This is a genomic window from Pantoea sp. PA1, assembly GCF_056856975.1.
The window spans coordinates 2,210,894-2,228,403 of record NZ_JBXGEE010000001.1 but is presented as its reverse complement, the minus strand read 5'-3'; the positions used below and the strand labels follow the sequence as shown (position 1 = coordinate 2,228,403).

The following is a 17,510-nucleotide window of genomic DNA, read 5'->3' as shown; positions in this document are numbered from 1 at the left end:
GGCGCACAGGCATCCGGCCCTGCGGCGGGATTACTTCAGGGACTTAAGCACTTTGACCGTGCTTTCAATGTCGATCTCATCTTCGGAGAAGATCAGCGTCGAGCCCTGGAAAGTGGTGACCGCCAGCTTTTTCAGCGAGCGCATCTCACCCGGTTTCGCGTCCGATTTAGGCCGGATGTTATTCAGCAGCAGACCTACTGAGAGCACCGCGTTCTCTTTGTCGATACCGGTATCCGCTGGCACTTCTTCGCTGTAGACCAGGTAAGACTTGATCGAGGTGATTTTCAGCCGCTCGCCCGCGATGAAGATATATTTACTCTCCGGGGCTACCTTCACCGCATAGGCGGATAAGCCTTTGTTGTTGGTGGTTGGCTCAAACGTTACCGCCGCATCTTTCTTAATCAGATCAGGATTGGCGACCTTAATCACATGAAAATAGCGGTTATCGCCGTTTTCATCTTTGATAAAGCCGAATCCTTTATCTTTAAACCAGGTTGTGATTGTTCCGTTCATCGCCATTTTTCTTGCCTGCTTACTCTGCTCAGTTTTTACAGCGCGCAGTGTAAAACACAATGCCTGCGCAGACTATATCAGTCTGGACGATAATTTTCCGGCGTGCCAGGCACGGCGGCGCGTCAGACGGCGGGGTTAAAAGCGGGGCGGAAAAGGGGAAGGCGGGGATATCAGGCTGTCCGGCGCCGTGCTCTGCAGCGCAGTGAGCGGGCAGGCGCACCAGACGGGCTGCCGGAAAGCGCAGGCCCGCCTGAGGATCAATCGCCGTTACTCATTGCCCCAGCGGTTCAGGAATTCAGCGATATCATCAATACGCTGCTCGTCGATGCCCGCTTCACGCGCCATCTCCTGCTGCGACGCTTCACTGATCTCCTCGTTATTCATTAAACGGGTGATCAGCAGCTGGAAGTAGTGCGCCAGCGGGGTGCGTTCCGCTTCGTCCACCGGCTTCGCGGACTCGGTCGCATACTCATCGGCGACATCGTAATACTTAAGAGGGATTTCGTTGGTCATAATGGGGTCCGCTGGATTAACGTCGGTTCAGAGGCTGCCAGGGGGCCTGGCGTGTGGCGCTATTATTTCGTGTCTGGACGGGGGCTGTAAAGGGGGGGGAGAGGCGGCAGATGACACTGCCGCGTAATCGGGCTGTCTGCGTCAGGCGGTGATACTCTCAATCGGCTCGACAATACACTCCGGGTGCGCCTGCAGGCGTGCCAGCGCCTCGGCGTAGGAGGGCATGGAGTCGGCCGCGCCAGCTCGCTCGACACAGAGTGAGGCAAATGCCGCAGCAAAGCGCGCCGCCTGCGGCAGGTCATCGCCCGAAGCGAGCCGGGCGGCGAGCGCGCCATTGAATGCATCTCCCGCGCCGGTGGTATCGCGCGGCTGCGCCGGGAAGAGCGGAATGCGCTGCTGCTCCGCAGGCGTTGACAGCAGCGCTCCGGCGATGCCCAGCGTGATGATCACCTGACGCGCTCCTTTACGATGCAGCACCGCGGCGGCGCGGCGGGCGCTGTCGAAATCGGTGACGGTCACGCCGCTGAGCTGGGTCGCCTCGGTGCTGTTGGGCGTCAGCAGATCGATCTTTGCCAGCAGCGCATCGCTGACTTTCTGCCAGGGGGCCGGATTGAGGATCACAAAGGTGCCGCTGGCTCGGGCGTTATCGATCATGCGCTGGATGGCGCTGAGGTTATTTTCGAGCTGCACCAGCAGGATATCTGCGGCGGCTACCGTCGGCTGACAGCGCGTCACCTCTGCGGCCGTCACGGTGGTATTGGCGCCGGGATAAACCGAAATCATATTTTCCGCATCATCGCCTGCAACATAGATCAGGGCGTTACCGGTGGGCTTCTCCTTACAGGTAAAGAGCGTAATGGCGTCAAAGCCGGTTTTCTCCAGATGACGACGCGCAAAGAGGCCGAAATCGTCGTTACCCACTTTCCCGATGTAGTGTACCCGCGCACCTGCGCGCAGCGCCGCTGTGGCCTGATTTGCCCCTTTTCCGCCCGCACCCATCATGCTGTGGTGCGCCGTCAGCGACTCACCCGGTAGCGGAAAGCGGCGCATCACGGCGACCACATCAAGATTAAAAGAGCCGAACACACACACTTTTCCTTTCATCCTGCGCTCCTGAACAGGCGTTCGGCGGCGAGACAGGCACCGCGACAGCCCGTGTAGTCGGTTGAGTGGCTGAAAACAATCTTCAGGTTTTCGCGTGTGACCGGTGGCCGCAGATGCTGCTGGATCTGGCTGCGCAGCAGGGCCAGCGGAAAATCAGCCATCGCCAGCACGCCGCCGCCAAGGATCAGATATTCCGGGTCGAGTATATTCATCTCGGTGGCGATCAGCTGCGCCAGACGTCGCACAAACGCCTGAAGTTCCGGCTGCTCCCCGTGGCGGGTAAACAGCGCGGCGATAGGCGTGTCGGCGGCGTTCAGAGCGGCCCAGTGACTCAGCCAGTGGCCCGAGGTCAGGGTCTCCGCACAGCCGCGATTGCCGCACGGGCAGGGGAGGTCGTTTCCGGCGACGGGCACGTGGCCCAGTTCACCTGCACCACCATGCTCGCCGTGATAAAAGTGGCCATTCAGCCACAGGCTGTTGCCCATCCCGGTGCCGGGATAGAGGCCCACGGCGTTAGCCGGCAGCTGCTCCAGCTGCAGCAGATCCCAGAGCATCAGATGGTTCACATCTTTGTCCATCGCTACCGGCACGCCGAGTTGCGCCGCCAGACGCGCCGCCACCGGCTGATGATCCAGCGCCTGAATAAAGGGCAGCGAGATCACCTGTTTCCTGTCGCGGCTGAGGATGCCGGGCAGCCCCAGCATGATGCCGCTGACCGGCTGCTGCTCCAGCGTTTCATCAATGAGCTGTGCCAGGGCCTGCAGCGCATCGGGCTGCTGCGCCCAGCTGGTGGTGGGCACCTTGCGAAAGCTGCTCCAGACGCCCCCCTCTTCCATCAGCTGCAGCCGGGTACCGGTGCCGCCGATATCGATACCGAGCCAGCGTGATCTCATGCGGACACCTTCGCCAGCCCCTGGGCCTCATCAATGCTGTCGCGCATCATCTCCCACGCGGTGGCTAAATCGTCATGGATATTAAACAGGCCGGAGGTGCCGACAATCAGCACTTCCGCGCCTGCGCCGATCAGCTGGTGATAGGTGCGGGTGTTGCAGGAGCCGTCGATCTCGATCAGATAGTGAAAGCCGTGCTGCTCCTTCAGCGCTTTCAGCTCACGCACCTTTTCCACCATTTCCGGAATAAAGGGCTGTCCGGCGTAGCCGGGGTCGACCGTCATCACGGTGATCTTATCAAGCAGATGGATATAGTGCTGAAGGTATGACACCGGCGTCGCCGGATTCAGCACCACGCCCACCTTTTTGTCGAAGCTGCGGATGAGGTTAATGACGCGAAACGCATCGCGATTGATGGTCTCCGCGTGCGGACAGATATAGTCAGCACCCGCTCTGGCGACCGCCTCGATAAAATCGGTTGGCTCTTCCACCATCAGATGCACGTCAATCGCCACGCGGGTAAAAGGACGGATCTGCTCAATAAAGAAGGGAGAGAGCGTGATGTTCTTAACGTAGTGACCATCCATGATATCCACATGAAGAAAGTCAGCGCGCGAGTCGAGGATCTGCAGCTGGTGCTTGATCTCCATCAGGTTCATACACATCAGTGACGGGGAGATTTGAGTACGCATCATACTTCCTTCTTTTCAGTCAGAGGATTAAGCACCGCGGCCAGCCTGCTGAGCTTTACGGCACGGTGTTCGTTGAATCGGGTTTTGAATTGTTTGAAGGCGAGAACCACAATCAGCACCGCGCCCCACATGGCCAGGCTGACGTGCTGGCTGATGTTCATCAGATTGAAACCGGTGGAGAGCACCTGCAGCGCAATCAGCGCCAGCACCACGCCGGTCACACGGCCGAAGCCCCCGTTGGGGTCGGTGCCGCCGAGAATAATGGCCAGCACCGTCAGCAGCAGATAGGCATCGCCGTAGCCCATACGGGCGGAGTTGAAGCGCGCCATCATGATTAACCCCGCCAGCACGCAGAGCAGGCTGGAGATCACATAGACCAGCATCACCATGCGATGGGTATTGATACCGCTGAACCAGGTGGCGTTGATGTTGCTGCCGCCCATATAGATGCATTTACCGGCGCGGGTTTTACCGAGGAACAGCGCCAGCAGCGCGGCGGCGACCAGGAACACCCAGAGCGGCAGCGGCATGCCCAGCAGCGTGTCAGCCCCCAGCGCCTGCACCACCGGCGGCATGCCGCTGACGGCCGCACCGTGGGTCAGCCAGATCCCGATGCCGTTCAGCGTCATCATCGTCGCCAGCGTCACCAGAATCGGATGTGCGCCGATGCGCGTCACCATCAGGCCCGTCACTACGCCGATCGCGGCCGCGATCAGCATGGCGCCAAGGATGGCGATAAAGAGCCACAGCAGCTGCAGCGCCATCCCGGCACCGGCGGGCAGGGCGCTCATCAGCGTCCAGGCGATAAACAGCGCCGTGAGGTTAGCGGTCGCGATAATCGCAAGGTTCAGGCCGCCGCTGAGGATGGCGATAAACATCGCCAGCGTCAGTAAGCCGAGTTCCGGCAGCTGAAACGCCATACTCATAAAGGTGGAGTCGGTCAGGAAGCGCCCCGGCAGCATCACCGTGAAGGTGGCCAGCGCCAGCGCAATCAGCAGCATCAGGCCGATGTTGGTCCCGTCGGGTCGCAATGCAGTCAGTGATTTCATCATCAGTGCCCTCGGTCACACGAAACTGACGTCAGTTTCTTTGCGTTTTTTGTAGTGGGTCACGGCGATCGCAATCATGATGACGCCGCCTACCACGATATTCATGAAGTAGTTCGAGACGCCGACCAGGTTGAGGCCGTTCTTGAGAATGGCGATCAGGAAGACCCCCATCAGCGTGCCGCTCACCGTGCCTTTGCCTCCCATCAGGCTGGCACCGCCCAGCACCGTGGCGGCCAGCACGTCCAGTTCGCCTCCAACCAGCGCGTTGGGCACCACCTCGCCCATGCGATAGACCTGCACCAGCCCGCCGATGGCCGCCATCGCCCCCAGCCAGCCATAAGCGAACACGTGAATCAGACCGACGCGGATACCGATACGACGGGCCGACTCCGCATCGCCGCCAACGGCGTAGAGCTGGCGTCCAAGGTTGGTTTTGTTCAGCAGCAGGGCGGTGACAGCGGCGATCAGCAGCATGGTGACCAGCGGCAGCCCGACCTGGAAGCTCTCACCCTGCCAGCTGAACGGCAGCACGTTGCGCAGCGTGATCCACCACTCCGGCAGCGAGTAGAGGCTGCGGCCGCCGGTAACCCACATCAGCAACCCGAACAGCAGCGACTGCATGCTGATGGTGATGATGATGGAGACCACCCGCAGCGTGGTGATCAGCAGGGCATTGACCACCCCGAACAGCGTGCCGCACATCACCGCCAGCAGAATGCTGAGCAGCGCATTGTCGAACTGGAACTGTACAAACAGCGACGCCAGCAGGTACTGCACCACCGAGGCGACGGCCGCAAACGAGATATCGATCCCGCCGGTGACCAGCACCACAAACAGGCCCAGCGCAAAGATGCCGGTAACGGCGTAGCTCTCCGCCAGATCCAGCAGATTCTGCATGGTGAGAAACTGGTCGCTGGCGAGCGAGAAAAACAGAATGAACGCCAGCAGCACCCAGGCGAGCCAGCCCTGACTGGAGTGCGGACGGAAACGGGAAAAGTCAGGCATTGATCACCTCCGCCAGCTGCTGCTGTTCGACGCTATCGGGTTGGTATTCGGCATGGATCGTGCCATCGCGGAAGTGGAGGATCCGGTCGCAGTTGTACCAGACCTCCGGCACCTCATCAGAGATCAGGATGATCGACAGACCCTCTTTCGCCAGTTCATGGATCAGCTGATAGATACTGGCCTTGGCACCCACATCGACGCCGACGGTGGGAGAGTCGAGGATCAGAATGCGCGGCTGGGTCAGCACCCATTTCGCCAGCACAATTTTCTGCTGGTTACCGCCGGAGAGGGTGGAGATGGCGAGATTTGGATCGGCGACGCGCACGCCAAGCTGCTGGATCCACTGCAGAATCAGCTTGTTCTTACGGTACTCATCGATCAGGTGAAAGCGGTTCTGCAGCTTGTCGAGGATCGGCAGCACCATGTTGTCTGCCACCGACTGCTGCTGCACCAGGCCCAGCGTCAGCCGATCCTCCGAGACGTAGCCGATGCCCGCTTTGATCGCATCTTCATGGCCGCGAAAGCGCACCGGCTTGCTGTCGAGCCAGATCTTGCCGCTGTCGGGACGTGTCATGCCGAACAGCGACAGCGCCAGCTCGGTACGGCCGGAACCGAGCAGCCCGCACAGTCCGAGCACCTCACCTTCATAGAGTTTAAAATTGACGTCGTGATACTGACCGGCGCGGGTTAACGACTCGATCTCCAGAATGGCGCGATCGCTGTTGCGCGTCGGGGCTTTCAGCTGATAGTCGAGTTTCAGGCCGGTCATCAGCTCTGTCAGATGGTGCGGCGTCATCTCCCGCGCAGGCCAGCAGCCCATTTTGCGTCCGTCGCGGATCACCGTTACGCGGTCGGAGATCTCCAGCACCTCATCCAGCCTGTGGCTGACAAACACCACGCAGATGTTTTTATCTTTCAGGTAGCGCACGGTACGCAGCAGCTGATTGACCTCAGTGCGGGTCAGCGAGGCAGTCGGCTCATCCATGATCACCAGCCGCGCATCGGCGACCAGCGCACGGCAGATCGCCACCTGCTGACGCTGCGCGATAGAGAGCGCCGCGACTTTCTCATCCAGATCGAGATCGAACTTCAGTTCGGTAATGATAGTGCGCGCGCTCTCCCGCAGACGTGCGCGGTGGTGCCAGCGCAGCAGACCGTTGAGGTTATGCTCGAAGGCGATGTTCTCTGCCACGCTGAGGTTGGGGAACAGCGAGAGATCCTGATAAATCACCTGGATACCGAAGTCGCGCGCCTGCCGGGTAGTGAGGCGCGGCAGCGTCGGACCGTCGCCCAGCGTGATGCGGCTGCCGCTGTCCGGGGCGTGCACCCCGGAGATAACTTTGATCAGAGTGCTCTTGCCACAGCCGTTGGTGCCCGCAAGGCAGTGCACTTCGCCTGCCCGCAGAGTCAGGGAGATATCGCTGAGTGCGCGGTTACCACCAAATGTTTTCGACAGATTCCCGAGCGCAATCAATGTCTGTGGAGTGACCTCTTGCATATCAGAGCCCCATTTTTACCAGTTTTGGCAGGTTGGCTTTATCCAGACTTTCGGTGCTGTTACCCAGAATGGTGTGGGTGGCTTCATCCACTTTGACTTTGCCCAGCCCTTCAATCGTCATGCCATCGGTGATCGGCTCCTTCTTCTGCATCATGTCGGCGATGCGGACAAAGACTTCGCCCGCGGTCTCCGGATTCCAGATGTAGCCCCCTTTGATGGCGTTACGCTGCACCAGCGAGGCACCCTGGCCCGGACTGAAAGAGCCAATGACGCAGACCTGGTCGATTTTTTTACGGTTCATCACCGCACGCCCGGCGCCGATAGGTCCCTGTGAACCAAACGCCAGGATCCCTTTCAGATCGGGATATTTTGACATCAGCTCATTGGTGGTACGGATGGAGTCATCCAGCGATTCGCCGACGCCAAACTTGTCGGTGACCAGCTGCATTCTGGGATAGTGTTCTTTCTGGTAAGTGAGCGCGGCGTCGGTCCACTGCTGATGCAGAGGCACCGTCAGGCTGCCGACGTACATGGCATATTTGCCTTCGTCATGCATGCAGCTCGCCAGCGCTTTCATATGGTTGATGCCGTGAGTGGTCGCATCGACCAGTTCGAAGTCCCAGTTGGCCCCCTGCTGGCCGGGTGACTCATGGGTAATCACCTCGATACCGGCGTCACGGGCCCGTTTCAGCACTGGCTCCAGCACTTTCGGGTCGTTGGGCACCACGCCGATGATATCGACTTTCTGCGCAATCAAATCTTCAATGGCGCGCACCTGAAGCGCCGGGTCCGCGGCGGTCGGCCCCACCATCCACGCATCGATACCGCGTTTAGCCGCTTCACTTTTAATGCCCGTCTCCATGGCATTGAACCAGGGAATACCGCCTATTTTGACCACAATACCCATACGTAATTTATCTGCGGCCTGCGCACCGGAGGCGGCAAACAGGGCAAGCAGAGAGCAGGCGATAAGATGTTTTTTCATACAGACTCCGGATTAATTTTTAATTAGCTGCATGGATTGATAACGCTGAGAACAGACGATGACGTTGACACCATTCCATGCCAGTTCCTGTTCAAGCTCTTTATCTTTTAACTGGTCGGTAATAAGAAAATCGACATCACGGTAGTGACAGATTCGGGCAAAAGAGGGGCGCAGGAATTTACTGCCATCCATTAAAAGATGTTTTCTTTCTGCGGCCAGCAGCATCTGTTGTTTCAGGTGCGCATTATTTTCATTGCCTTCACGTAAATATCCGTCGTTGCCCAGACTGCTACAGGAAAAAAAGATTTTATTAATCTGAAATTCACGCAGTGGCTGCTCGGCCACCACGCCGTGAAAATCTTCATCGCGATCGGAATATTCCCCACCCAAACAGATCGTGCGGATACTGCCGCGCGCCGCCAGCGTCTGCACGATACGCAGCGAATTGGTTAATACCGTTAACTCAATGTCCGGCAGCTGTCGCGCCAGATACCAGCAGGTGGTACTGCTATCCAGCAGGATGCAGTCGCCGGGGCTGATAAAGTCGAGCGCACGCTTGGCAATGATCATTTTTTCATCAGCGTGCTCATTAATTCGCTGCCGGAAGGATAATTCGTTCTCTTTAGCGATTCTGTTATTTCCCGGCGTGCCGGTGCTTTGTTTTTTTATCAGTACAGCGCCGCCGTGGCTGCGCTGTAATAAACCGCGCTTTTCCAGCTGGCTTAAATCCCGGCGAATGGTTTCCTGTGAAACCTGACACAGCGTGACCAGCTCTGAGACAATTACCCGGCCATTAATATTAATCTCATTAATAATTCTTTGCTGTCTTTCAATCGGCAACATACTTTTCCTCCGATGGAGATAAATTACTGGAAGCGAACATGGGAAAATGTGGACTGGGCAGGAGTCCACGCGGGCAAATAGTGACGCCCTTTATTAAGTGATGAAGTCGAAATAAAACATGCAAAGCCATGCAATTAATTGCAGGTAAAAGTGATTCCCCTCACATATTTTCGCGGTGAGGGCCGGTGAAAATAAAATACCGGCTGAACAGACTATACCGCTGTTACGGGAAAGGCATGACTGTTTGTGACCGTTTATGTGGGTTTGACCGTTTAAGCTTACGCTTTAACGTTTTCATGAAGGGAACTGGTCCATCTGAAAGCGGGCGGAGGGTGAGAGTCGTACGGCGATTCCGGGCATGGTGAGGGATGGCGCTGCTTTTCTGGCCGGGACTTCGGGTCCCGGCTGTACACTTTATATTCTGCGTCGCCAGCGGCAGACTTACCGGCGCATAAAGCGTGCCCGCCACGGCTTGAGAACCCATAACGCCAGCCCGGCCGTGATAAAGTCAAAGGTAATCGCGCAGCCAAAGACCAGGTGCCAGTTATGAGTGTGCTGATACATCAGCGCCGCCAGCGGGCCGCCAAAGATCGAGCCTATGCCCTGAGAGATATAGAGCCAGCCATAGTTAGCTGAGGCATTTTCACTGCCGAAGGTGTCGGTGAGTGTGGAGGGAAAAAGCGAGAAGATTTCACCCCAGCCAAAGAAGACGACGCCTGAGAGCAGAACGAACAGCAACGGATCTTCACGGCACGCCAGCCACAGCGTCATCGCCACGCCCTCCAGTGCGAAGGCAATAAACATGGTGTTTTCACGCCCATAGCGGTCAGAGATAAAACCAAACAGCGGTCGCGTTAAGCCGTTAGTGAAGCGATCGATGGTCAGCGCCAGAGGCAGCGCGGCCATACCGAAAATGACCGCCTTGCTGATGCCAAAGTCTTCGGCAAAAATCGCCATCTGCGACGTCACCATCAGACCCGAGGTCGACATCATCGTCATCATCATAAACATCAGCCAGAACAGCGGCTGACGCAGCATTTCCCCGGATTTAAACTGGCGCTGACTCACTACGGGTGCGGATGGTGTGCTGACCGGCGGCGTCATGCTGGTGCCGGGCAGCCTTAAGTTCTGACTGGCGAGAAGACCTACCGCGGCGAAGAGCAGGCCAAAAACCGTCATTGTCTGTTCAAGACCGTAGCTGTTGAGAGAGATGGAAATGGGGAAGGTGGTAAAAATCGCGCCCATGCCGTAGCCCGCCGCCACAGTTCCGGCGGCAAAACCGCGCTGCTGTGGAAACCATTTCATCACCAGCCCCACGACGCCGATATAAACAATTCCCGTGCCCAGTCCGCCGAGGCAGCCATAAACCAGATAAAGTGCGGCCAGGCTATCGACCCGGGCGGCGATGACCCAGCTGAAGCCAGCCATCACCGTACCTATCGAGATCAGCAGGCGCGGGCCAAAACGCTCCACCAGCCGACCCTGAAAGGGTGAGAAAAAGGTCTGCAGAATAATCAGCACTGAGAACGTTACCTGCAGTTCCGCCAGCCCGACGCCGAGTCTGGCCATCATCGGTTTTGTCAGCAGCGTCCAGACGTACTGCGGGCTGGAAATGGCCGCCATGCAGATTAAGCCAAGCAGAAGCTGTACCCACTTGCTGTGTTTCGCTATTACCACTGGTTCGCTAATTGAGGTCATGGCTCTCTCCGGAAGTACGTTCTGTAATGCAGCCAGATTCCACCCGCTCTGTATGCCACTCTTATGGCGTCGCAGATATCCGGGCGGTTAACGGCTGATACCAAATCTTTAAGATCATCATCCCTGGGGAACGACGTGACTGGAGAAGTTTGCAGGAAGTGTGCCAATCTAAAAATTCTTCAAAATCAGGGGTTAAAAGGGAGGGCAAAGTGATAAGTGCGATGCAGTGCAAAATATGAGTGCGCTGAGTTGGTGCGCAGGAATGGGATGGGCGCGGGTAGTGACTGATTTAAAGAGGGTGTGCTGAAGAGGTTACAGGAAGAATGAAGGAGACGAAAAGCTGGCAGGGTGGCGGGATTTCAGGGGGGAGAGGGGCAGCTGGCAGAGTCTGGATAACTATCGCAAACTATTATTTTCGTCTGATTCAGTTTTCTTACTTGTACCAATTATTTTTTCATCAGGAAATGTACCCCTGAAAGCGTCATTTCTCTGACGAAATCTGACGCACAGTCATCAGGAATCCATGAGCGCTGGTTTCCCAAAGTTCAGGCGAAAAATCAAACTCGTATCGTTTCCTGAACTCCTCTTCGACACCATCACCATAAGTGCAGATAAAATCATCAACTTCTTCGACGAGATCTTTGAGCATCCAGTCTGGCGCTGACCTTTTGAATAGTCGAATGATGCCCTCAATCGTATCCTCGCCATCATTGATGATGTCGGCGTCTTGGTTGAAATAACCGAAAATAAGCTGGTCAAGAAAGTGGAAGTTTTGCATTTTGTACCTATAGATCCGGGAACGCGGTGAGAATGTAATAAGGTTTGCCGTTATATTGCTGAAACTCGATAACAATTCTCACATTTGTCATGACGATTCGCTGGTTATTCCCGCGCCTGAAACCGTAGCCAATCGCTTTACCAGATGCATAGCGAATAGTAAGCCTGGCTCCCTGCCTGCCTCCGCCAAGAACGGATTTTATAACGCCCCGATTAGCAAAGAGCGCTCTCGATATGGCTTCTTCTGCAACATGCACATTGCTAAAGGTGGTGGAATACTGCAAACGTTTATTCGCTTCAAAGCGGGCTAATAGCTCTGTATCGCTTTTGCCAACATGTGTGGAAAGCGTGTGTCCGCCGGGTTTAAAACCCGTCATTGACTCATGCTCACTGAGTTTAATGCGGCCAGCCTTTACTGCTGCTACCCGGCTTGCGCCGATGCCAAGTGCAAATCCTATTGGAACAGCAATATCGACAGTCAGCCCGATTTTCATCGCCGTATCGTCATCTGCTCCAAAGGATCTAGCAATTGCTGTTGCTGCCTCGTAAGTTGCCGTGCGGGTGTCTCTACCCACAATAAGCTGGTTTGCAGCAGCGTGAATGCTATCAAGACTATGTGCGCCAACAACTACACATCCTGCTTTTGTTAAACCAGTTGGTTCAGGTGCGATACAAAGAGCGGTGGCGCCAGCCAGCTCAAGTGAACCCATGACAAGTCCCAGTCCTCCGATAAGGCGGTTACTCATCGTTTCCGCTTCTGTCACTGTTTTGTCAGAGAGCGCGGCAGCAAGCTGAATAGGGGACATCGCGATCTTTATGCCATCATCCATAATGCAACCTCATGTGTTTAGAAGACAAACAGGATTATTCTAAACTTTTTTCTGACATGACCAATCATTTCAGAGCCAGAAATGATCATAGTGAAAAGGATTTGCACTGATCATTTTAGATTTAAGTATTCTAAATCATTCTGTTAGGTGTTGAAGGGATAAGGGCTGCGTGTACATTGTTGTACATATGGAGTAATCACTTCTGGCTGGAACTAAAAAAAAGCGGCCTGAACCGGTTTGGTTGCTGCGGGGGGTAATGACTGCATGTGGGTGGTCAGTCGGACTCGCTGTTTTCATTCAGAAGCAGGGCGGTGAAGTCCACGCTGCTTACTTTGCGCAACTACTGGTCGCGGCGGTGTGAGGTGAACGTGCCGATGTCACCACTGCAAAAGCTAAATCTGTCAGCATCAGGAATGAATAATCGTCGCGATTATTGACTGGGTGTACGTAGGCCGCAGACACAAAAAAGCCCGCAGGGCTTACGCCGTGCGGGCTCTTAGGGCTTCAACGGATGACTCTGGTAATCATCAATTGCTGGCGGAGTCTGAATAAGAAATATAAGATCATGAAAATAAAGTGTTTTATTCAATTCACTTTTCCTTCGTATACCTAAACGTATACCAATTCAGGAATGTAACAGGTTTAAACTTGAAATCTATCCATCTTATTTCATTAGCGAAATCGCTGATTTTATGTACTCATCATGAGGTTTGAACCTCGACATATGCCGCACGCACACAACAGGAACCCGTTGGCCGTGGAATTTAGCATAAAAGGCGTAAGTGGTGTAATACCCTTTAGGATGTGAATACTTCAATGTACTTACGTCGCCAAAATGTTTGAGCAATAAGCTGGCAGCGGACAATGAAGATAAACCATTGCTATAAGCGATGATTACTTCTGGATTGCAAAGGGGCAGCGTTACATTCTCAAAGAATCGCATAGAATTTATCGTAATCTCTTCTAAAGATTGATTTTTCGCAAGCGCTTCTACTTTTAGTGATGCTGCATTCTTTGAACACATCATGAGAGCATTGGTATAAAGGACATCCTGCCAATCATAGCCAAGCCCCGTTGGAATCTGTTGCAACCGCTTAGCAAGGTGAGTTATCCCCCACGCCCCTTCGATCCCGTTTTGAACATTAGATATGTAGGGTGATTCGAAATCCTTTTCGATGGATTGGGCATTGGTGATATGTGCATCAACGAGTGAGCCGTTGAATCCCATTATAATCACGCGTTTTCTTTGTGGTGGAGAGGCTAAAAGTTGAAACGAACTATCGTAAGGTCTTCCCGGCAGATCACTCAAACCGAAGTTTGCTAAACCGTCTAAGATAAATTTCTTTGTAGCTTCCATCTGAGTCATTCCATCTCGAATCATGCATTCATGATACGGAAAAAATTTTTTTTGGAAATCAATCGTTCACACTGTTCACCTTTGTTATTTATCCATATTATACAAGGGGGTGACTGATGACGAATCAATGTAGGGAGAGTGAAATCATTCACTGTGGGTGAAGCATGGGCCTAAAACGGTTAGTGACGGTTATAGAAAGTGTTGAATTGAGTTTTAATTATAATTTGGAGTATGTATGAGTAAGAGAGATTTGATTTCTGAAATAAGGGAAAAAAATGAAAGATCCAACGATAAGTATCTTCACGGACATTTGGAAATTTACAGCCTAAAGATGTTACTGAATTCAACGGATAATACAACAGCACTTTCATTAATTATCATAGGTATTGCGTCATGTATTGAAGTTAGTGTGAGGGAGGCTATAAAAAAATTAGTTGATTCAGGGGAGCCATACCTTACAAACTCTGAAGGTTTAATTCAGAAGTTTGATTTCTCATTAACTAAAGCATTAAGTAAAGGCTATATAACCTTTGGGGATTTGGTATCTCATTCAGTGTCTGTCAGTAAGTTGGAAAATATATCATCTCATTTCGAAAAGCTACTATCAACTGATAAAACTAAATTGAAGTTTGACTCGATTATTTCAGGGATTCAACCGTTTGTTGAGCCTGATCTTTTTGATGAAAATAGTGATGAAGATAATGAGCGTAATGAAAAAAGAGGTTTTATAATTACTGATTCGGTTAAGATCCTCAGTGATATTGGCAATATTTTCGAGACTAGACATATTGTTGCTCATGAAGCTAGTTTTGATGTGGTTGATAAAGAAAAATTAGAGGGTTACATCCAAAGTGCTCAGTTGTTTTTAGATGCTTTGTTCGAATTGGTAGAGCAAATAATTAATCCCGGTGTTTCAAGGCAAGGCATTAATTCATCAATTCAACATAAGATTGAAGCAGGTAAAATTTATCTTGCATGTCAAGATTTACAAAGTGTTATTGGTGACAAAATAACTTTGGTAAGAGAAGATGGGGTTAAATTAAAAGCCTTATTTGATAAATCAGTTGAATGCTTTGAAAGTTATCATGAGGCGGAGTCTAATCTTCGGCTCGAGTTGCATGGTTTATTAACCGGAAATGCCATGAGGAATATAGAAGCTCATGCTACTTGCTTAATTTATACAGATAGAATTAAATATCTTGAAGATCTGCTTGAAGCTGTAAGTTTTCATTTGGATGATTGAAGGTCATTTTAAAATTAATTAATATTCTATCAGAATGAATTTCTTAATTTCATCCATTTTGTTTTCATTAAAAATGGATGCGGTAAAATGATCAACGGTGCTTTGAGGAGACGAGTTTCCTTAACTACAGGAAGTCTGATTGTAAAAACCGGCTTTCGCCGGTCTTGGTTAGTTATATAGCGGTGAGATCATCACACTTTGGCAGCCAGTCGGTGCTGCTTTCTTCCGTCAGGTCAAGATTCGTCTGCATACCCAGCTTTGTACGGCGCTTCATGTAGTGCTGTCCGTACTCCCGCATGATGCTCTCCAGCGACAGGCCAAACATCTTCATGCTGAGCGGATTCTTATAGCCGTTGGCATCCATATAGGCCAGATAGGCGTGATAAAGGTAACGCCTGGGCTGAAGCGGCCTGATACTGGCGTTCCCCATATAAAGCGCGTTTGGCTCCGGCGTGGTGAACAGGTAGCCGCAGAAGTCCACCATCGGGTCCGCATCGCGCTTAATGCGCATCGCCTCGTCAGAGTTCTGCTGCGACTGAAGCAGCGATCGGGCCTGCTGCGGCTGGCTGAACTGCTGCATCAGCTGGCGCACGATAACGGCCAGCTCACCGCTGATTTTTTCCTTCAGCTGCGGGTCGCGCTCGTCTGCCGGGATAATTTCCGGGAAGTGCAGTATCACCCGGCGGCGCGACACGCCCCCGCTGCGGTCGGTGAAGCGCATCGGGTTGTTGTTCACTGCCAGAATCACCGCCGGAATGTGGGTCGAATAGGCGTCGCGGTACTTCGGGTCCACGGAGACCGCATCGCCGCCGGTGATGGCCTTGATGCCCGCGCCATCGCCGCTCCATTTTTCCTGATCGGGCAGTATAATCAGCGAATACCCAATCACCGCCGCGCGTTCGCGTGACGACTCCAGAGTTTCAATGGTGGCTGAGGTGGTGTTGTCCGTTCCGGCCAGCATGGTGGCGATTTCTGCCATGATGCTTTTACCGCTACCGCCGGGGCCGGTGACCTCCAGAAACAGCTGCCAGTCGTAGCGGTTCGCAAGCACCATAAACAGCGCGGCCAGAATAATATCGCGTTTGGCCGGGTCGCGTCCGGCGGCGCGGTCGAGCCACTGCCAGAAGTGCGGCGCGTGGTCTGCCAGCGTTTCACCCTGAACGGGCTTCGTGTAGTCCACCTCGCTGACCGTGCGCAGCCAGAAGTCTTTACTGTGCGGGCTGAAGCTGCCGGTGCGGGTATCCAGTACGCCGTTACGGAAGCCAATCAGACGGCGCGCCGGGTCGGCCTGCTGCGGCAGCATCAGCTTCAGCGTGTCCACCACGCCCGAAATCTTGCCCGCCGAAAACGGCGCGCGCAGGCGCTGAAACAGCTTTGCCACGTCGCGCTCGAACTGCTTCCCGGAAATCACCTTCCACGCGCCGGAACGGTAGCGGGACAGAATTTCCCCGCTGGCGTCCACGGCCAGCGCGCTGCGGTAGTGCTCCGCCACGCGTTCCGCCTTTTCACTGGCGCTCATGGCCGAAAATTCCGCCTCACTCATCACGTCGAACGGACTGGCGGCGGGCGGCGTGGCGGCTTCAGCCAGCGCCCGCCGGGTGCTTTCCTCACCGTGCTGCATGAAAGCGTCATTCCAGTCGCCGAACACCGGAGGCAGGGCGACGGCTGCGCGGCTGGCTTCGGCGGCCTGCTTTGCTTTAGCCTGGCCGTCGCCGTTCAGGTCGCGGTCGGCGGCAATCAGCAGCGGCAGCGCGGCATGCTTTTCACGGGCAAGGCCAGCCAGAGAAAGGAGGTTGACGGACGACAGGGCAATCCACACATCATCCCCGGTCAGGTTGTGCACCGTCAGGCCGGTGGCGTAGCCCTCCGTCAGCCAGATGCGCGCTGCCGGTTTGCCGGTGCTGAGAACGTGGCATGCGCCTTTTACCTGGCCGCCCTTCAGCGTGCGCTTTTCGCCCGCGGCGTTAATCAGCTGCACGTTCACCAGCTGGCCGCCCGTATCGTGCAGGGGAACGATAACATCACCAGCACGGTAGGCAGTGAGCGCGACTTTCTGCGGCTTCGCCAGCGTCAGGCAGGACTGCTCCGGCCAGCCCTTGCGGGACAGGTAAGCGTTGCCGGTTGCCTGCTGCGCGGTGCTGACCAGCTGCCGGGCCTGCTTAACGGCTGCGGCACGGGCGGCTTCGTTATCTCCGCACGCGCTGGCGGCAGGAGTGTTGTCCACCGGTGGCAGGCAGCCGGCCAGGCCGTTAACGCGCGCAGCGGCTTCGATCAGGCTCAGTGATAGGGCCTTTTTTACCAGGTCCATGCCGTCACCGGCACCGCACTGATTACAAATCCACGTGCCGCGTCCCTCCTGGTCGTCAAAGCGGAAGCGGTCGGTTCCGCCGCATACCGGGCAGGAGGTATGGCGGTTCTTCTCCACCTTCACGCCCAGCGCGGGCAGGATGCGGGGCCACTGGCCTCGCGCGGCTTTTGCCGCGTCTGATACGGTCATTTTCATTGTTCTTTTC

At 54.7% G+C, this 17,510-nt stretch carries 16 protein-coding genes; 1 reads left to right on the top strand and 15 read right to left on the bottom strand.

Features of this window, described 5'->3' with window-relative positions; translation table 11 throughout:
* Positions 1-30: 30 nt before the first annotated feature.
* The 14 genes from AC1V0D_RS10680 to AC1V0D_RS10615 form a co-directional block, all read right to left on the bottom strand.
* Positions 31-519 (bottom strand): cold-shock protein, encoded by a 489-nt coding sequence (locus tag AC1V0D_RS10680; RefSeq protein ID WP_009088583.1) that lies wholly within the window; start codon positions 517-519, stop codon positions 31-33.
* Positions 520-780: 261 nt separating this feature from the next.
* Positions 781-1,026, bottom strand: a complete 246-nt coding sequence (locus AC1V0D_RS10675) for a YmjA family protein (RefSeq protein WP_009088586.1) — start codon at positions 1,024-1,026, stop codon at positions 781-783.
* Positions 1,027-1,167: 141 nt separating this feature from the next.
* On the bottom strand, positions 1,168-2,130 hold the full coding sequence (locus AC1V0D_RS10670) for a ribokinase (protein WP_111208350.1): 963 nt from the start codon (positions 2,128-2,130) through the stop codon (positions 1,168-1,170).
* The gene (gene alsK, locus AC1V0D_RS10665) at positions 2,127-3,023 is read right to left on the bottom strand and encodes an allose kinase (RefSeq protein ID WP_046102398.1); all 897 of its coding nucleotides are present in this window, start codon (positions 3,021-3,023) and stop codon (positions 2,127-2,129) included. The genes AC1V0D_RS10670 and alsK overlap by 4 nt, the downstream gene beginning before the upstream one ends.
* Positions 3,020-3,712, bottom strand: coding sequence for a D-allulose 6-phosphate 3-epimerase (alsE, locus tag AC1V0D_RS10660; RefSeq protein WP_009088593.1), 693 nt, complete (start codon positions 3,710-3,712; stop codon positions 3,020-3,022). Before alsE ends, alsK begins: the two co-directional genes overlap by 4 nt.
* Positions 3,712-4,761 (bottom strand): ABC transporter permease, encoded by a 1,050-nt coding sequence (locus tag AC1V0D_RS10655; protein ID WP_046102429.1) that lies wholly within the window; start codon positions 4,759-4,761, stop codon positions 3,712-3,714. Before AC1V0D_RS10655 ends, alsE begins: the two co-directional genes overlap by 1 nt.
* A gap of 15 nt (positions 4,762-4,776) precedes the next feature.
* Positions 4,777-5,766, bottom strand: a complete 990-nt coding sequence (locus AC1V0D_RS10650) for an ABC transporter permease (RefSeq protein ID WP_046102397.1) — start codon at positions 5,764-5,766, stop codon at positions 4,777-4,779.
* Positions 5,759-7,264 (bottom strand): sugar ABC transporter ATP-binding protein, encoded by a 1,506-nt coding sequence (locus AC1V0D_RS10645; RefSeq protein WP_058957968.1) that lies wholly within the window; start codon positions 7,262-7,264, stop codon positions 5,759-5,761. The genes AC1V0D_RS10650 and AC1V0D_RS10645 overlap by 8 nt, the downstream gene beginning before the upstream one ends.
* Position 7,265: 1 nt before the next feature.
* Entirely contained in the window at positions 7,266-8,249 is a 984-nt protein-coding gene (locus tag AC1V0D_RS10640) for a substrate-binding domain-containing protein (protein WP_009088600.1), read from the bottom strand.
* Between the two features lie 12 nt (positions 8,250-8,261).
* The gene (locus AC1V0D_RS10635; protein WP_009088604.1) at positions 8,262-9,092 is read right to left on the bottom strand and encodes a DeoR/GlpR family DNA-binding transcription regulator; all 831 of its coding nucleotides are present in this window, start codon (positions 9,090-9,092) and stop codon (positions 8,262-8,264) included.
* Between the two features lie 441 nt (positions 9,093-9,533).
* The gene (gene oxlT / locus AC1V0D_RS10630; protein WP_111208348.1) at positions 9,534-10,790 is read right to left on the bottom strand and encodes an oxalate/formate MFS antiporter; all 1,257 of its coding nucleotides are present in this window, start codon (positions 10,788-10,790) and stop codon (positions 9,534-9,536) included.
* A 481-nt stretch (positions 10,791-11,271) separates the two neighbouring features.
* Positions 11,272-11,568 carry a contact-dependent growth inhibition system immunity protein gene (locus tag AC1V0D_RS10625; protein WP_482907380.1) on the bottom strand — a complete coding sequence of 99 codons (297 nt, stop codon included), beginning with the start codon at positions 11,566-11,568 and terminating at the stop codon, positions 11,272-11,274.
* A gap of 7 nt (positions 11,569-11,575) precedes the next feature.
* Positions 11,576-12,397, bottom strand: a complete 822-nt coding sequence (locus AC1V0D_RS10620; protein ID WP_482907379.1) for an RNase A-like domain-containing protein — start codon at positions 12,395-12,397, stop codon at positions 11,576-11,578.
* A gap of 664 nt (positions 12,398-13,061) precedes the next feature.
* Positions 13,062-13,754 (bottom strand): hypothetical protein, encoded by a 693-nt coding sequence (locus AC1V0D_RS10615; RefSeq protein WP_482907378.1) that lies wholly within the window; start codon positions 13,752-13,754, stop codon positions 13,062-13,064.
* 235 nt (positions 13,755-13,989) lie between these two features.
* Between AC1V0D_RS10615 and AC1V0D_RS10610 the strand changes: the two genes are divergently transcribed.
* Positions 13,990-14,997, top strand: a complete 1,008-nt coding sequence (locus AC1V0D_RS10610) for a hypothetical protein (protein WP_482907377.1) — start codon at positions 13,990-13,992, stop codon at positions 14,995-14,997.
* 172 nt (positions 14,998-15,169) lie between these two features.
* Here the strand turns inward: AC1V0D_RS10610 and AC1V0D_RS10605 are convergent, their stop codons facing one another.
* Entirely contained in the window at positions 15,170-17,500 is a 2,331-nt protein-coding gene (locus AC1V0D_RS10605) for a phage/plasmid primase, P4 family (RefSeq protein WP_482907376.1), read from the bottom strand.
* Between the last annotated feature and the right edge of the window lie 10 nt (positions 17,501-17,510).

What these genes read in the sequence shown, in the direction of transcription:
- AC1V0D_RS10680 (WP_009088583.1), bottom strand. Translation starts at nt 519, where the DNA reads ATGGCGATGAACGGAACAATCACAACCTGGTTTAAAGATAAAGGATTC.
- AC1V0D_RS10675 (WP_009088586.1), bottom strand. Translation starts at nt 1,026, where the DNA reads ATGACCAACGAAATCCCTCTTAAGTATTACGATGTCGCCGATGAGTAT.
- AC1V0D_RS10670 (WP_111208350.1), bottom strand. Translation starts at nt 2,130, where the DNA reads ATGAAAGGAAAAGTGTGTGTGTTCGGCTCTTTTAATCTTGATGTGGTC.
- alsK (WP_046102398.1), bottom strand. Translation starts at nt 3,023, where the DNA reads ATGAGATCACGCTGGCTCGGTATCGATATCGGCGGCACCGGTACCCGG.
- alsE (WP_009088593.1), bottom strand. Translation starts at nt 3,712, where the DNA reads ATGCGTACTCAAATCTCCCCGTCACTGATGTGTATGAACCTGATGGAG.
- AC1V0D_RS10655 (WP_046102429.1), bottom strand. Translation starts at nt 4,761, where the DNA reads ATGAAATCACTGACTGCATTGCGACCCGACGGGACCAACATCGGCCTG.
- AC1V0D_RS10650 (WP_046102397.1), bottom strand. Translation starts at nt 5,766, where the DNA reads ATGCCTGACTTTTCCCGTTTCCGTCCGCACTCCAGTCAGGGCTGGCTC.
- AC1V0D_RS10645 (WP_058957968.1), bottom strand. Translation starts at nt 7,264, where the DNA reads ATGCAAGAGGTCACTCCACAGACATTGATTGCGCTCGGGAATCTGTCG.
- AC1V0D_RS10640 (WP_009088600.1), bottom strand. Translation starts at nt 8,249, where the DNA reads ATGAAAAAACATCTTATCGCCTGCTCTCTGCTTGCCCTGTTTGCCGCC.
- AC1V0D_RS10635 (WP_009088604.1), bottom strand. Translation starts at nt 9,092, where the DNA reads ATGTTGCCGATTGAAAGACAGCAAAGAATTATTAATGAGATTAATATT.
- oxlT (WP_111208348.1), bottom strand. Translation starts at nt 10,790, where the DNA reads ATGACCTCAATTAGCGAACCAGTGGTAATAGCGAAACACAGCAAGTGG.
- AC1V0D_RS10625 (WP_482907380.1), bottom strand. Translation starts at nt 11,568, where the DNA reads ATGCAAAACTTCCACTTTCTTGACCAGCTTATTTTCGGTTATTTCAAC.
- AC1V0D_RS10620 (WP_482907379.1), bottom strand. Translation starts at nt 12,397, where the DNA reads ATGGATGATGGCATAAAGATCGCGATGTCCCCTATTCAGCTTGCTGCC.
- AC1V0D_RS10615 (WP_482907378.1), bottom strand. Translation starts at nt 13,754, where the DNA reads ATGGAAGCTACAAAGAAATTTATCTTAGACGGTTTAGCAAACTTCGGT.
- AC1V0D_RS10610 (WP_482907377.1), top strand. Translation starts at nt 13,990, where the DNA reads ATGAGTAAGAGAGATTTGATTTCTGAAATAAGGGAAAAAAATGAAAGA.
- AC1V0D_RS10605 (WP_482907376.1), bottom strand. Translation starts at nt 17,500, where the DNA reads ATGAAAATGACCGTATCAGACGCGGCAAAAGCCGCGCGAGGCCAGTGG.